Raw genomic sequence first — 15095 nt, 5'->3', positions numbered from 1 at the left:
GACGTCGGTACCTACGCCACATCCACCAGCACAATCTCGCTGTCTTGCAGCGCCACCACCCTGAGCACCTGCTCATCCTCCACCGCCACCCCGTCGCGGGCCTCGGCGCGCAGGCCATTGACCTCGATCACGCCCTTGGCCGGCACCAGGTAGGCCCGTCGACCCGCATCGATGCGGTACTCGGCGCTTTCCCCGGCCTTCAGCGTTGCCGCCACCAGCCGCGCATCGGCGCGGATCCCCAGGCTGCCTTCATCCCCCTCGCGCCCGCTGGCCAGGGTCACGAACCCTTCGCCGCGCTCGCCCTTGGGAAACGGCCGCACGCCCCACGACGGCGCCTGGCCCACACGCTGGGGCACAATCCAGATCTGGAAGATCCGCGTGTCCACGGCCTCCACGTTGTACTCGCTGTGGGTGATGCCGGTACCGGCGCTCATCACCTGCACGTCACCGGCTTCGGTACGGCCCTTGTTGCCCAGGCTGTCCTGGTGGGTGATCGCGCCTTCACGCACATAGGTGATGATCTCCATGTCGCGGTGCGGGTGCGGCGGGAACCCGCTGCCGGCGGCGATCAGGTCGTCGTTCCATACCCGCAGCGTGCCCCAGTTCATGCGGCGCGGATCGTGGTATTCGGCAAAGGAGAAGTGATGGTGGGCATCCAGCCAGCCATGGTTGGCGTGGCCAAGGGTGTCGAAGGGGCGCAGTTGCAGCATGCTCGTGTCCTCGGTAATCAGGTGGATGGCGCTGATGATCCTCTCGATAAACATCGAAAAAAAGCGTAAATATCGGCTAAATATGATCGTTATATTCGATATATAACCTGCGGTAGTTTCGCCGCTTCGTCGCCTAATCCACTGATCTGAAAGCATTCGGCTGGTGATTTGGTCGTGATAAGGCGAACATGGCCGCTGATTGAATTGATTGCCGGAGTCGGTGTGTCACACGAGCGTCCCAAGCTACCCACGGATCTAACCCCACCCGCGCAACTGCCCTGGGTCAGACGTCTGGCCGCACGCCTGCTGGGCCTTGGCCTGAGCCGGTTGCAGGCACAGCACCGCGATTCGTGGTTCCAGGGCCATGCCAACGGCCAGCGCACCGGGCATGCCGACGGGCTGCGTGAAGGCTATGAAGAAGGGCGCGTGGACGGTTTCGAGGCCGGGCGCCAGGTGCTGGTGATCCGCGATACGCGCCCGGATGCCCACGGCGTGCCGGGGCTGGACGATGCCCTGTTCGACGACTGGCGCCTGCCGCTGACCCCCGAGCTGAAGAAGCGCTTCAAGGCCGACGTCGCTGCGCGCCTGCCGGCCCACGCCCAGCCCAGCGCAGCGCAGTGGAAGATGATCTTCAGCGACACGCCGTCCACCTGCGTGATCGCCGGCGCCGGCGCTGGCAAGTCCACCTCGCTGGTGCTGCGTATCCTGTTGCTGCGCCATTACCTGGGCTTCGAGCTGGAGGCCATGACCGTGGTCACCTTCACCCGCGAGTCGCGCAAGGACTTCATTGCCCGCCTGGTGCAGGTGTTCGGCCTGTGGCAACTGGCCCTGAGCCCGGTGCAGGCGCGTGAGCTGGTGCGCACCTTCCATTCGCGCATCCTGCCCCTGGTGCGCAGCCTGCCGGGCTTCAGCCAGGTGCGGGCATTCGAGACCCTGGGCAGCGAGCAGCCCGGGGGCAGCGAGGCGGGCGTGGACAGCAACCCGTTCGACCTGCGCATCAACGATGCCCAGCGCCAGCAACTCAACCTGTGCTACCGCGACCTGCTGCACACCAGCCCGCGGTTCGCCGAGCTGATTGCCGGGCTGCGCCGCGAAGCCCTGCAGCTCAAGGCCCTGGACCGCGACCACCCCGACGTGCAGAAGCGCGTGGCGGTGACCCAGCTGTCGTCCGGGCGCGACGAAGAGCTGTGCGACGTGATCGAAGACCTGTGGTTCCAGGCAGGTGCCTGGCCGATCAAGGGTATCGAGCCCAGCCGCGAAACCGTCGAAATCAACGGCAGCCGCTTTCATTTCCACGGCCATATCGCCGAGCTTGACGCCTGGGTGGTGCTGGGTTTCGACCCCAAGGAGAATCAGCAGTACAAGCGCCCCGGCGCCAAGCTGCCGGTGTGGGCCGAATGGGTGATCAAGCGCACGCTGTTCCAGGCGTTCTGCGACAAGCCGGTGATCTGGCTGGAAAACTACGCGGCGGCCAAACGCCTTACCGCCTCGCTGGCCGGCGATGCGGTGGCCGGGCCCGGCTTTGACTACAAGGTAAAGGGCGAGCTGGGCGCGGCGCCCTTGCTGGATGCCTTCGTCGGCGCTGCCGGGTTCATCGAGAACCTGGGGCTGGATGTGAGCGTGGCGGTGGGCGGCATGAGCTTCCCGCAGGGCGACACCGACGCGCTGTTCTTCGAGGCCCTGAGCCTGTACTGGAAGGCGCTGGAGGCGCACCTGCTGGCACAGTCGCCGCCAATCATGAGCTACAACCGCATGTTCGCCCTGTTCGGCGAGAACAACCCGGAAAACCTGCGCCTGCTGCCCGACCCGATGCTGCGCCCGTTGTCGCACCTGATGATCGACGAGTTCCAGGACGTGTCGCCGCAGATCGTCTCGTGGCTTCGCGCCTGCCTGCGCGAGATCCGCCGGCGCGGCCCGGCCATGCACGTGGGGCAGGTGGCGCAGCACTCCTCGCTGCTGTGCGTGGGGGACGACTGGCAGTCGATCTATGGCTGGCGCGGCAGCTCGCCCAAGTACTTCATGGAGTTCGCCAAGCAGTTCGTCGCCCCCAGCACCACCCGCGTGATGCTGGCCGACAACTACCGCAGCCACCAGCACATCATCGATGCAGCCGAGCATATCGTTAAGTCGGCCCCGGCAATTGCCGGCAAGAAGGCCCGTGCCTGCGGCCCGGCGGCCGAGCAGCCGGTGCCGGTGATGGTGATGGAGCGCGACGAAGCCACACTGGCCCGGCAGTTGATGGACCACTACCGCGATGGCGAGTCGGTGATGCTGCTGTACCGCAAGAGCGTCGACAAGTCGGTGATTGCCGAGCACCTGCAGCCCTTGCTCAACCACGAGGCCAGCCTGCCGGCGGCGCAGCGGCGGTTCCGCCAGCTCACCTACCACAGCGCCAAGGGCCTGCAGGCCGATGCGGTGTTCATGCTCGGTGACTGCCAGCACCTGACGCGCTCGCCGTACAAGAACCAGGTGTACCGCCAGGCCGGGCTGGGCCGCGCGGGCGACCCCGAAGGCTACGACAACGCCCAGAAGGACGAGATCCTGCGCCTGGCCTACGTGGCCATCACCCGCGCGATCAAGCACTGCTACTGGCATGTGGAGACGCCGACCGGGGAGGCGGCGAACCTGCCCCGGGCGTCTGTTCAGGTGGACGGGAACAAGGCCTGCTTCGAAGACCTGCGTGGGGCGCAGCCTCAGGACGCCTCGCGGTAGGGGTTGCGTGGGTCGTGCAGCCAGTCCAGGAACGGCTTGCCGGTGTCCTGGGGCACCATCTCGATGCAGCCCTCCACCGGGCAGGTGATCTGGCACAGGTTGCACCCCACGCACTCGGCGTCGATCACCTCGTAGCGGTGCCCGCCCTCGGCCTTGACCAGGCTGGCGATGGCCTGGTGCGAGGTGTCTTCGCAGGCAATGTGGCAGCGCCCGCAGCCGATGCAGGCCTGCTGGTCGCTCCTGGCGATCACCTGGTAGTTAATGTCCAGGTACTTCCAGTCGGTGGTGTGGCCCACCGCGCGCCCGCGAAAGTCCTGCAGGCTGTGGTAGCCCTGACTGTCCATCCAGCGCGAGAGGCCGTCCTTCATTTCATCGACGATGCGAAAACCATGCAGCATCGCCGCGGTGCACACTTGCACCGAGCCGCAACCCAATGCAATGAACTCGGCGGCGTCCCGCCAGCTGCCAATGCCGCCGATGCCACTGATGGGCAGCCCGTGGGTGGCCGGGTCGCGGGCGATCTCGGCCACCATGTTCAGCGCGATCGGCTTCACTGCCGAACCGCAGTAGCCACCGTGGGTACTGGCCTCGCCGACGATCGGCAGGGCGATCTTGCGCTCAAGGTCGACGCTGGTGATCGAGTTGATGGTGTTGATCAGCGACACCGCGTCGGCGCCGCCCCGGTGCGCGGCGCGGGCCGACTGGCGGATGTCGGTGATGTTGGGGGTGAGCTTGACGATCACCGGCAGCGAGCAGTAGGTCTTGCACCAGCGTGTCACCTGCTCGACGTACTCCGGTACCTGGCCCACCGCCGCGCCCATGCCGCGCTCGGGCATGCCGTGAGGGCAGCCGAAGTTCAGCTCGATGCCGTCCGCCCCGGTGGCCTCCACCAGCGGCAGGATGGTTTTCCACGCGTCCTCCACGCACGGCACCATCAGCGACACGATCAGCGCGCGGTCGGGCCAGGCCTTTTTCACCTGGGTGATCTCGCGCAGGTTGATCTCCAGCGAGCGGTCGGTAATCAGCTCGATGTTGTTGATGCCCAGCACCTCGCGGTTGGGCCCGAAGTGCGCCGAGTAGCGTGACGACACGTTGACGGCGGCGGGGTCTTCGCCCAGGGTTTTCCAGACCACGCCACCCCAGCCGGCCTCGAACGCACGTATCACGTTGTAGGCCTTGTCGGTGGGCGGTGCGGAGGCCAGCCAGAACGGGTTGGGCGCCTTGATGCCAGCGAATTCGATCGACAGGTCTGCCATTTATGCGGCCTCCACGTTGAGGGTCAGTTGGGCATGGATGGCCTCGGCGGCCCGCTTGCCGTGCTGCACGGCCTGTACGGTGAGGTCCTGGCCCAGGTGCGTGCAGTCGCCGCCGGCGTACACGCCCGGCAGGCTGGTGCGCAGGTTGTCGTCCACGCGGATACGCTCGCCATCACGCTCCAGTTGCAGGGCCTGCGGGTCGCTCAGGGCCTGGCCGTCGAAGGCCTGGCCGATGGCCTTGAAGATCGCATCCGCCGCCAGTTCGAAGGTTTGCCCAGTGGTTTGCAGACGCCCGTCCACCAGGTGCGTGCGGGCAAAGCGCATGCCGCGCACCCGGCCCTGGTCGTCGAGCAGCACCTGCTCGGGCTGGGCCCAGGTCAGCAGCCGTACCTGGTTGGCCTTGGCGATGTCCTGTTCATGCTGGGTGGCGCCCATGTCCTGCAGGCCACGGCGGTACACCAGGTTGACGTCATGGGCGCCCAGGCGGGCCATCTGTACTGCCATGTCGATGGCGGTGTTGCCGGCGCCGAGCACGATGCAGCGTTCGGCCAGGGGCAGGGTGCTCAGGTCGTCGGCCTGGCGCAGCTCGCGGATGTACTCGGTGGCGCTGAGCAGGCCGGGGGCGCCTTCGTCGGGCAGGCCCAACTGGCGGCTGGCGGCCAGGCCCAGGCCGAGGAACACCGCGTCGAACTGCTGTTGCAGCTCGCCCAGGCTGAGGTTGTCGCCCAGCACCTGGCCGTGGCGGATCTCGATACCGCCCACCTGCAGCACGAAGTCCAGCTCGCGCTGGGCGAAGTCGTCCACCAGCTTGTACTTGGCGATGCCGTATTCGTTGAGGCCGCCGGCCTTTTCCCGTGCTTCGAAAATCACCACCTCATGCCCGTGCCAGGCCAGCCGGTGGGCGCAGGCCAGGCCTGCGGGGCCGGCGCCGACCACGGCGATGCGCTTGCCGGTGCTGGGCGCACGCTGGAACGGGTGCTCGGCGAACTCGGCATGATCGACCGCGTAGCGTTGCAGCAGGCCGATCAGCACCGGGGCGCATTCCTGGGCGTTGTTGCGCACGCAGGCCTGCTGGCAGAGGATCTCGGTGGGGCACACCCGGGCGCAGCTGCCACCGAGGATGTTGGCCGAGAGAATCTTGATGGCCGCGCCCTGCACGTTGTCCTGCTGGATGTTGCGGATGAAGGAGGGGATGTCGATGTCGCTGGGGCAGGCGTCGACGCAGGGGGCGTCGTAGCAGTACAGGCAGCGCGCGCTTTCCACGGCGGCCTGGCGCGGGGTGAGGGGCGGAGCCAGGTCGCTGAAATGCGTGGCGAGGGTGGCGTTGTCGTCTTGCGGGTGCGGGAGATGGTTCAAGGCGTTGATCACGGTAGTGGCCTCTTTGTTTTTTTATAGAAACCGGGGCGCTGGCGCGCCCATCGCGGGTCAAGCCCGCTCCCTCCGGGATCGCACGACACCTGTGGGAGCGGGCTTGACCCGCGATGCTTTAAAGGCTCAGCGCTTGACCGCGCCGGGCCTGCACTGCTGCGCACGCTTGCTCAGCAGGTCGAACACCGCCGGGTATGCCGGCCGTTCGACATAGCGCCCGGCGCCGCGCTCGGCGCGCAGGTCGCCGTCGGCCCACACCAGCTTGCCCTGGCTGATGGTATGGCTGGGCACCCCGCGCACCGTCTTGCCTTCGAAGATGTTGAAGTCGACGTTCTGGTGGTGGGTCTTGGCCGAGATGGTGCGCGTGCCATGCGGGTCCCACAGCACCAGGTCGGCATCGGCGCCGACCCGCAGCGCACCCTTGCGTGGGTACAGGTTGAAGATCTTGGCGGTGTTGGTGGAGGTGAGGGCGACGAAGTCCTGCATCGACAGCCGGCCGGTGTTCACGCCTTCGTCCCACAGCACCGCCATGCGGTCCTCGATGCCCGCCGTGCCGTTGGGGATACGGCTGAAATCGTCACGCCCCGCGGCCTTCTGCTCGGCGCAGAAGCAGCAATGGTCGGTGGCGGTGGTATGCAGGTTGCCCGATTGCAGCCCGTGCCACAGGGCCTCCTGGTGCCCGTGCGGGCGAAACGGCGGGCTCATCACATAGCCGGCCGCCGTCTGCCAGTCGGGGTGCTGGTACACGCTGTCGTCCAGCAACAGGTGCCCGGCCAGCACTTCGCCGTACACCGGCTGGCCCTTGGCGCGGGCATAGGTGATCTCGTCCAGCGCCTCGCGGGTGGACACGTGCACCAGGTACAGCGGGGTGCCGAGGGTTTCGGCAATGCGGATGGCACGGCTGGCCGCTTCGCCTTCCACCTGCGAAGGGCGCGACAGCGGGTGCGCTTCGGGGCCGGTGATGCCCTGGGCCAGCAGCTTGCGCTGCAGGTGGTACACCAGCTCGCCGTTCTCGGCATGCACCGTAGGCACCGCGCCCAGCTCCAGGCAGCGCTCGAAGCTGCCGACCAGGGTGTCGTCGGCGGCCATGATCGCGTTCTTGTAGGCCATGAAGTGCTTGAAGCTGTTCACCCCGTGGTGGTTGACCAGCTCGGCCATTTCCTCGCGCACTTGCTCGCTCCACCAGGTGATGGCCACGTGAAAGCCGTAGTCGGCCGCCGATTTCTCGGCCCAGCCGCGCCACTGGTGAAAGGCTTCGAGCAGCGATTGCTGCGGGTTGGGGATCACGAAGTCGATGATCGAGGTGGTGCCGCCGGCCAGGCCGGCGGCGGTGCCGGTGTAGAAATCCTCGCTGGCCACCGTGCCCATGAAGGGCAGTTGCATGTGGGTGTGGGGGTCGATGCCGCCGGGCATCAGGTACTGCCCGCTGCCATCGAGCACGGTACAGCCGGCGGGGACGTCGAGGTTGTGGCCGATGGCCTGGATCAGGCCGTCTGCGCAGTACACGTCGGCCGGGTAACTCTCGTCATGGGTAATCAGGGTGGCGCCACGAATCAAAAGCGTCATCACGAAGCTCCTCGCAGGCTTGACCGGTTGCTACCGGCTCTAGATTTTTGTCGTGATCGGCGCCGGAGTAATCCTGTCATCGCCGTCAAGAATTGAATCTAGTTGGCGATCCGGGATTGGGCAAGATTATTTTTTATATGCTTATTCTGTTTTCAACTTATTGAAAAATAAGGGTAAAAACTCTTTTTACGGGTTAGGAAAGGTTTCTGGCGAGTCCTGTCTTGCTTGACAGGATGCGTAAATGGTCAAGATTTCTCAGATCACCTGACCGTGATTGCCTTACCTGCACGCGCAAGACTCCGGCGCCTCATCGCGAGGTGCACATAACCAGAAAAGTGGAGCGGCCAATGCACCAGACCCGATCGCAAGTGAGCGAGCGTGACGGCTTGTTCGAGCTCGACGCCGGCACCGACGTCCTCGACAGCCCTCGCTACAACCATGACATAGCCCCGACCAAGGTGGGGCAGCGCACCTGGAACAAATGGCACATCACCGCACTGTGGGTCGGCATGTCGATCTGCGTGCCCACCTACACCCTGGGCGGGGTGCTCACGGCGTATTTCGGCCTGACGGTGGGCGAGGCGCTGCTGGCGATCCTGCTGGCCAACACCATCGTGCTCATCCCGCTGACGCTCAATGCCTTCCCCGGCACCAAGTACGGCATCCCGTTCCCGGTGCTGCTGCGCTCCTCGTTCGGCATCATCGGCTCCAACGTGCCGTGCCTGATCCGCGCGCTGGTGGCGTGCGGCTGGTTCGGTATCCAGACGATGTTCGGCGGGCTGGCCATCCACCTCTTCCTGGGCTCGTTCTGGCCGGAATGGAAGGCGCTGGGCGGCACCGGCGAGGTCATCGGCTTCATGCTGTTCTGGTGCCTTAACCTGTGGGTGGTGCTGCGCGGCGCCGAGTCGATCAAGTGGCTCGAAACCCTGTCGGCACCGCTGCTGGTGCTGGTGGGTGCCGGGCTGCTGGTGTGGGCGCTGCCCAACGTGTCGTTCAGCGAACTGCTGGCGCAGCCGCCCAAACGCCCCGAAGGCGCCAGCGTGACCGGCTACTTCTTCGCCGGGCTGACCGCCATGGTGGGTTTCTGGGCCACGCTGTCGCTGAACATCCCGGACTTCAGCCGCTACGCCCGAAGCCAGAAGGACCAGATCCTGGGGCAGATCTTCGGCCTGCCGCTGACCATGTTCCTGTTTGCCGCGCTGGGGGTGGTGCTGACCGCTGCCTCGGCCTCGCTGGTGGGCGAGACGGTGTCCGACCCGGTGAGCCTGATCGGGCATATCCAGAGCCCGCTGTGGGTGGCGCTGGCCATGGCGCTGATCATCATCGCCACACTGTCGACCAACACCGCGGCCAACATCGTTTCGCCCACCAACGACTTCCAGAACCTGGCGCCCAAGTGGATCGGGCGTACCACCGCCGTGCTGCTGACCGGGCTGGTGGGCCTGCTGCTGATGGCCCATGAGCTGCTCAAGAAACTCGGCCTGATCGTCTCGGACGTGAGCCTGGAGTCGGTGTATTCCAACTGGCTGCTGGGCTATTCCAGCCTGCTGGGGCCGATTGCGGGGATCATGGTGGTGGACTACTTCCTGCTGCGCAAGCAGACCCTCGACCTTGCCGGGCTGTACCGCGACGACGTGTACCCGGCCTGGAACGCGACCGGCTTCATCGCCTTCGGCGTGCCGGTGGTGCTGACCCTGTTGTCGCTGCACAGCCCGGCGTTCAGCTGGTTCTACGACTTCGGCTGGTTCACCGGCTCGGCGCTGGGCGGGGTGATCTACTACGCCCTGGGCAGCCTGAAGGGCGCGCGTGCCACCAGCCTCAAACCCACCGTGTAACCCCACGGCCCGCAGAGGCCGGCCAAGCAGGAGATGCTCATGCAAACCGCTAAGGACGTTCTGCAAAGTACCCAGGCCCACATCGATGGCGAGCGCCTGTGGCAGTCGCTGATGGAGCTGGCGCAACTGGGTGCCACCGCCAAAGGCGGCGTATGCCGCCTGGCCCTGACCGACCTGGACCGCCAGGCCCGCGACCTGTTCGTGCAATGGACCGAGGCTGCCGGCTGCACCGTCAGCGTGGACGGGGTGGGCAACATCTTTGCCCGCCGGCCCGGGCGCAACCCGCAACTGCCGCCGGTAATGACCGGCAGCCACATCGACACCCAGCCCACCGGCGGCAAGTTCGATGGCTGCTTCGGAGTGCTGGCCGGGCTGGAAGTTCTTCGTACACTCAATGACTTGCAGATAGAAACTGAGGCGCCACTTGAGGTTGTGGTGTGGACCAACGAGGAGGGCTCGCGGTTCGCGCCGTGCATGATGGGCTCGGGCGTGTTCGCCGAGAAGTTCACCCTTCAGGAGACGCTGGCCAAGCGCGATGCCCAGGGCGTGAGCGTGGGCGAGGCGCTGAATGCGATCGGCTACGCCGGCACCCGCGCGGTCAGTGGGCACCCGGTGGGCGCCTATTTCGAGGCGCATATCGAGCAGGGGCCGATCCTGGAGGACCAGCGCAAGACCATCGGCGTGGTGCTCGGCGCGCTGGGGCAGAAATGGTTCGACCTCACCCTGCGCGGTGTCGAGGCCCACGCCGGGCCGACCCCGATGCACCTGCGCAAGGACGCCCTGGTAGGCGCCAGTGCGGTGGTGGCGGCGGTCAACCGCGTGGCTCTGGAGCATCAGCCCCATGCGTGCGGCACGGTGGGCTGCCTGCAGGCGTACCCGGGCTCGCGCAACGTGATCCCCGGCGAGGTGCGCATGACCCTGGATTTTCGTCACCTGGAGCCGGCGCGGCTGGACTCGATGATCGCCCAGGTGCAGGAGGTGATCGCCGCGACCGCGCAGCAGCATGGGCTGACCTACACGCTGACGCCCACCGCGGACTTCCCGCCGCTGTACTTCGACAAGGGCTGCGTGGAGGCGGTGCGCAGCGCGGCGCAGGGGCTGGGCATGTCGCACATGGACATCGTCAGCGGGGCCGGGCACGACGCGATCTTCCTGGCCGAACTGGGCCCGGCCGGGATGATCTTCGTGCCGTGCGAGGGCGGCATCAGCCATAACGAAATCGAGAATGCCGACCCCAAGGACCTGGCGGCCGGGTGCGCAGTGCTGCTCAGGGCGATGCTGGCGGCGGCGCAGGCAGTGGCGCAGCGTGAAGCTGCTTAATTACATGAGGTTTTTGGCTTATCTGATTGATATATATGAAATAAAAATCACAACTTAAAGTGATTTCTAGGTTGTGGATGCTGGCCTCTTCGCCGGCATGGCCGGCTCCTGCAACGCCAGTAGGAGCCGGCCCTGCCGGCGAAGGGTTCACCAGGCCCGGCAACAGCCCAGCGTTTTTTTGTCGATTGCCCGGCGCAGCCTGTATAAACTGCACGCCACCTTGCTGGTCGCTACCTGAACCGGCAGCTGAAACAAGAGAGTCGAGATGGGCGCACAGTGGAAAGCCAAGCATAGAGAAGTAGCAGCCAACGCCAAGGGCAAGATCATGGGCAAGCTGTCCAAGGAGATCCAGATCGCGGCAAAGGCCGGTGCCGACCCGGACATGAACCCGCGCCTGCGCCTGGCCGTGGAACAGGCCAAGAAGGCCTCGATGACCAAAGAGACCCTGGAACGCGCCATCCGCAAGGGCGCGGGCCTGGATGGCGACGCGGTGCAGTACCACCACGTTACCTACGAAGGCTTCGCCCCGCATCAGGTGCCGCTGATCGTCGAATGCCTGACCGACAACGTCAACCGCACCGTGGCGCAGATTCGCGTGCTGTTCCGCAAGGGCCAGCTGGGCGCTTCGGGTTCGGTGGCCTGGGACTTCAACCACGTCGGCCTGATCGAAGCCAGCCCTGAAACCCCTGATGCCGACCCGGAAATGGCCGCCATCGAAGCCGGTGCACAGGACTTCGCGGAAGGTGAAGAAGAGGGCTCGACCCTGTTCATCACCGACACCACCGACCTGGACGCGGTACAGAAGGCCTTGCCGCAACAGGGCTTCAAGGTGATCTCGGCCAAGATCGGCTACACCCCCAAGAACCCGGTCAGCGGGCTCAGCGACGAGCACATGGCTGAAGTCGAGGCATTCCTGGAAGCCATCGACGACAACGACGACGTGCAGAACGTGTACGTCGGCCTGGCGGGCTGATAACCCACTTCGCCGGCAAGGCCTGCTCCTACGCCTCTTGCAGGAGCCGGCCTTGCCGGCGAAGCACCCGTTCAACCTGCGCAAAATCCGGCCTTGCCAGCACCTGCGGCTGAACACAGCTCGCCTGCAGGTCCGCCAGTTCCTCTGACGCCTCCCCGCAACACGCCAGCAGTTCCCCCAGCAACACCCCGAACGCCCGCACCTCGATACGCTGCAATGCGTCTGCAGCAGCACTGCCATCCTGCGCAAAGAACGATGCCGCGCCAAAGTCCCCGAGCACCGCGTTGCCCTGTGCATCGCACAGGATATTGTGCGCATACAGGTCGCCGTGGGTGATGCCGCGCTGGTGCAGGTGCGCCGCGACCGACGCGATGGCCGTCGCCAGCCGGGTTGCGGCTTGCAGGCCAAGGCACAGGTCAGGCGGGTAGACGTCTCGGGTGCAGGTTTGCAGGCTGGGCGGCCCGGCCAGGGCAGACAGGTGGGTGCCCACCAGCGCCATCAGCAGCCCCGGCACCTGGTGCGGGTGGTTGGCTACCTGCCCCAGTAGCGGGATCAGGTTCGGGTGGGCGCCAGCTGCCACGCACGCCTGCATTTCGTTGAGCGGCGAGCCATCGCTGGTCATCTGGCCCTTGTACAGCTTGAGCGCCGCCTTTCGGCCCGCCACCTGCACGCGGTGAATCACCCCGGAGGCGCCCTGGCCCAGCACCTCGCCCAGCTCGAGGGCGTGCCAGTCGATGGCGTCGCACCGGCCCGGCGCCTGCGGGGCCGCAAGGCCCTGGGGCAAGGGGTTGCCGGCATACGCCAGCCACGCCAGGCGGGGCATCGTCAGCAGCCACTGGGGCAGTTCGCTCAACCGGTTGGCCGACACCCGCAGCAGTTCGAGCCGCTGGCACCGCGCAAGGCTGGCCGGCAGGGCGCGCAGGCGGTTGCCCGCCAGCATCAGCTTTTGCAGCTGCTGGCAGTCGCCCAGTGCGTCGGGCAACTGTTCAAGGCAATTCTCGGTCAGCACCAGTGCCCGCAGGTTGGGGCCCAATGCGGCGGCCGGCAGGTGCGTGATGCGGTTGTTGCGCAACCCGACCATTTCCAGGCGCAGGCACTGGCCTACGCTGGCCGGCACCTCGGTGAACCGGTTGTAGGAGCAGAACAGCACCTTGAGCCGGTGCAGCCGGCCCAGGTCATGGGGCAGGCTGCTCAACGCATTGCCGCTCAGGTTGAGCACTTCGAGGCTGTCGGCCAGTTCGAAGATCTCATCCGGGAACTGCGTGAGCCCGCAGTTCAGGTCGAGGCGGGTGGCACCTGCCAGGCGGCCGCGCCTGAGGTCGTCGAGGGTGTGCATGAAGGGGCTGCAAGGGCAATGAAGACGGCGGCGATGATACCCGACTTAAGTACCATGGCAGGCGCGCAATTGGCGTCCATACTCGATATTCGCCCTTTTAATAACAACAAAGTTCAGGGTTACCGATCGATGACTTACCAGCACAGCTACGACCGCTCCATTGCCGACCCCGCCGCGTTCTGGGCCGAACAGGCTGACCACCTGGCCTGGTACCGCAAGCCTGCGCAGACCCTTGTGGCCAACCCCGACGGCACCCACCAGTGGTTTGCCGACGGGCAACTCAACAGCTGCTACCTGGCCCTCGACCACCAGATCGAGCAGGGCCGTGGCGAACAGACCGCACTGATCTACGACTCGCCCGTCACCGATACCCGACAGACCTTCACCTTCGTGCAACTGCGCGACGAGGTGGCGCGCCTGGCCGGCCTGCTGCGCGAGCTGGGGGTGAAGCAGGGCGATGGGGTGATCATCTACATGCCGATGGTGCCGCAGGCGGCCATGGCAATGCTGGCCTGCGCCCGTATCGGCGCGGTGCATTCGGTGGTGTTCGGTGGCTTTGCCGCCAACGAGCTGGCCCTGCGCATCGACGATGCGCGGCCTGCGCTGCTGCTCACCGCCTCCTGCGGGCTGGAGTTCGACCGCGTGATCGAATACAAGCCGCTGGTAGACAAGGCCCTGCAACTGGCCACCCACCAGCCGCGCCAGGTGCTGGTGCTGCAGCGCCCGCAGGCCCGCGCGGAGCTGCGCGAAGGCCGCGACCTGGACTGGCAGGCGGCAGTGGCTGCGGCCAGCCCGGTGCCACCGGTGGCCTTGGCCGCAGGCGACCCGCTGTACATCATGTACACCTCCGGCACCACCGGCAAACCCAAGGGCATCGTGCGTGAGAACGGCGGCAACGCCGTGGCGCTGCGCTTTGCCCTGCGCCATATCTACGGCATGCAGCCGGGGGATGTGTGGTGGGGCATCTCCGACGTGGGCTGGGTGGTGGGGCACTCGCTGATCGTCTACGGGCCGCTGATGAACGGCTGCACCACGGTGTTCTACGAGGGCAAGCCGATCCGCACCCCGGACGCTGCCGCCTACTGGCGCGTGGTGGAGCAGTACCGGGTCAACGGGCTGTTCTGCGCACCCACGGCCATGCGCGCAATCCGCAAGGAAGACCCGCAGGGCGAGCTGTTCAAGCGCCATGACCTGAGCTCGCTGCGCCAGATCTTCCTGGCCGGGGAAAAACTCGACTCCAGCACCCATCAATGGCTGGAGGCGGCCAGCGGCAAGGCCGTGCACGACCACTGGTGGCAGACCGAAACCGGCTGGCCGGTGACCGCGCCCTGCGTCGGGCTGGAAGGTTGCGGGGTGCGTCCGGGTTCGAGCAACCGCGCCGTGCCGGGTTACCACGTGCGCGTGCTGGACGACGACGGGCACCTTCTGGGCCCCAACGAGCAGGGTGCCATCGTGATCGCACTGCCGCTGCCGCCCGGCTGCAGCCAGACGCTGTGGGGCGACCATGCGCGCTACCTGCAGGCCTACCTGCACAGCCACCCCGGCTATTACCACACCGGCGATGGCGGCTACCTCGACGAGGACGGTTTCGTCTACATCATGGGGCGCACCGATGACGTGATCAACGTGTCCGGGCACCGGCTGTCCACCGGAGAGATGGAAGACCTGGTGGCGCGCCACCCGGCGATTGCCGAGTGCGCGGTGGTGGGGGTGCGCGACGAAATCAAGGGCCAGGTGCCGTTGGGCCTGGTGGTGCTCAAGGACGGGGTCAGCCTGAGCGAGCAGCAGTTGCAGGCCGAACTGGTGGCCAGCGTGCGCGAGCAGATCGGCGCGCTGGCCTGCTTCAACCAGGTGCGGGTGGTCAAGCGCCTGCCCAAGACCCGCTCGGGCAAGATTTTGCGGGCGGTGCTGCGCAAGATCGCCGACCACCAGCCATACACCCCGCCCTCGACCCTGGACGACCCGGCCGTGCTGGCCGAGATCGAAGGGGTGCTGGCCAGCCTGGCGCGGGCCAGCTGA

General features: G+C 66.3%; 10 protein-coding genes. 5 read left to right on the top strand and 5 right to left on the bottom strand.

Annotation, left to right across the window (positions count from 1 at the left end):
- Window positions 1-11: 11 nt before the first annotated feature.
- Window positions 12-710, bottom strand: coding sequence for a pirin family protein (locus MF6396_RS23980; RefSeq protein ID WP_043864092.1), 699 nt, complete (start codon window positions 708-710; stop codon window positions 12-14).
- A gap of 222 nt (window positions 711-932) precedes the next feature.
- Here MF6396_RS23980 and MF6396_RS23975 point away from each other — a divergent pair, with 222 nt between their 5' ends.
- Entirely contained in the window at window positions 933-3422 is a 2490-nt protein-coding gene (locus tag MF6396_RS23975; RefSeq protein WP_078481718.1) for a UvrD-helicase domain-containing protein, read from the top strand.
- On the opposite strand, the gene preA is transcribed toward MF6396_RS23975, so the two are convergent.
- The 3 genes from preA to hydA all read right to left on the bottom strand — a co-directional run bounded on the left by preA (window position 3404) and on the right by hydA (window position 7612).
- Entirely contained in the window at window positions 3404-4678 is a 1275-nt protein-coding gene (gene preA / locus MF6396_RS23970) for an NAD-dependent dihydropyrimidine dehydrogenase subunit PreA (RefSeq protein ID WP_078481717.1), read from the bottom strand. The two genes, MF6396_RS23975 and preA, sit on opposite strands and share 19 nt — an antisense overlap.
- Window positions 4679-6046 carry an NAD(P)-dependent oxidoreductase gene (locus MF6396_RS23965; protein WP_043863979.1) on the bottom strand — a complete coding sequence of 456 codons (1368 nt, stop codon included), beginning with the start codon at window positions 6044-6046 and terminating at the stop codon, window positions 4679-4681.
- Between the two features lie 126 nt (window positions 6047-6172).
- Entirely contained in the window at window positions 6173-7612 is a 1440-nt protein-coding gene (gene hydA, locus MF6396_RS23960) for a dihydropyrimidinase (protein ID WP_078481716.1), read from the bottom strand.
- Window positions 7613-7959: 347 nt separating this feature from the next.
- Here hydA and MF6396_RS23955 point away from each other — a divergent pair, with 347 nt between their 5' ends.
- The 3 genes from MF6396_RS23955 (at window position 7960) to MF6396_RS23945 (ending at window position 11740) form a co-directional block, all read left to right on the top strand.
- Window positions 7960-9447 (top strand): NCS1 family nucleobase:cation symporter-1, encoded by a 1488-nt coding sequence (locus MF6396_RS23955; protein WP_043863977.1) that lies wholly within the window; start codon window positions 7960-7962, stop codon window positions 9445-9447.
- A gap of 39 nt (window positions 9448-9486) precedes the next feature.
- On the top strand, window positions 9487-10767 hold the full coding sequence (locus tag MF6396_RS23950) for a Zn-dependent hydrolase (RefSeq protein WP_054914391.1): 1281 nt from the start codon (window positions 9487-9489) through the stop codon (window positions 10765-10767).
- Between the two features lie 265 nt (window positions 10768-11032).
- Window positions 11033-11740, top strand: a complete 708-nt coding sequence (locus MF6396_RS23945; protein ID WP_043863975.1) for a YebC/PmpR family DNA-binding transcriptional regulator — start codon at window positions 11033-11035, stop codon at window positions 11738-11740.
- Between the two features lie 28 nt (window positions 11741-11768).
- On the opposite strand, the gene MF6396_RS23940 is transcribed toward MF6396_RS23945, so the two are convergent.
- A complete protein-coding gene (locus tag MF6396_RS23940) occupies window positions 11769-13076 on the bottom strand; it encodes a leucine-rich repeat-containing protein kinase family protein (RefSeq protein ID WP_078481715.1) in 1308 nt (435 codons plus the stop codon).
- Between the two features lie 129 nt (window positions 13077-13205).
- Between MF6396_RS23940 and MF6396_RS23935 the strand changes: the two genes are divergently transcribed.
- On the top strand, window positions 13206-15095 hold the full coding sequence (locus MF6396_RS23935; RefSeq protein WP_078481714.1) for a propionyl-CoA synthetase: 1890 nt from the start codon (window positions 13206-13208) through the stop codon (window positions 15093-15095).

The organism is Pseudomonas sp. MF6396, from assembly GCF_002018915.1.
In the GTDB taxonomy this organism is placed as follows: domain Bacteria; phylum Pseudomonadota; class Gammaproteobacteria; order Pseudomonadales; family Pseudomonadaceae; genus Aquipseudomonas; species Aquipseudomonas palmensis.
The sequence above is the reverse complement of the archived record's forward strand: the minus strand, read 5'-3'. Positions and strand labels throughout refer to the sequence as shown.

Bases quoted from the DNA above. Each gene is read 5' to 3' on its own strand.
- MF6396_RS23980 (WP_043864092.1), bottom strand. From the start codon at position 710: ATGCTGCAACTGCGCCCCTTCGACACCCTTGGCCACGCCAACCATGGC.
- preA (WP_078481717.1), bottom strand. From the start codon at position 4,678: ATGGCAGACCTGTCGATCGAATTCGCTGGCATCAAGGCGCCCAACCCG.
- hydA (WP_078481716.1), bottom strand. From the start codon at position 7,612: ATGACGCTTTTGATTCGTGGCGCCACCCTGATTACCCATGACGAGAGT.
- MF6396_RS23955 (WP_043863977.1), top strand. From the start codon at position 7,960: ATGCACCAGACCCGATCGCAAGTGAGCGAGCGTGACGGCTTGTTCGAG.
- MF6396_RS23950 (WP_054914391.1), top strand. From the start codon at position 9,487: ATGCAAACCGCTAAGGACGTTCTGCAAAGTACCCAGGCCCACATCGAT.
- MF6396_RS23945 (WP_043863975.1), top strand. From the start codon at position 11,033: ATGGGCGCACAGTGGAAAGCCAAGCATAGAGAAGTAGCAGCCAACGCC.
- MF6396_RS23940 (WP_078481715.1), bottom strand. From the start codon at position 13,076: ATGCACACCCTCGACGACCTCAGGCGCGGCCGCCTGGCAGGTGCCACC.
- MF6396_RS23935 (WP_078481714.1), top strand. From the start codon at position 13,206: ATGACTTACCAGCACAGCTACGACCGCTCCATTGCCGACCCCGCCGCG.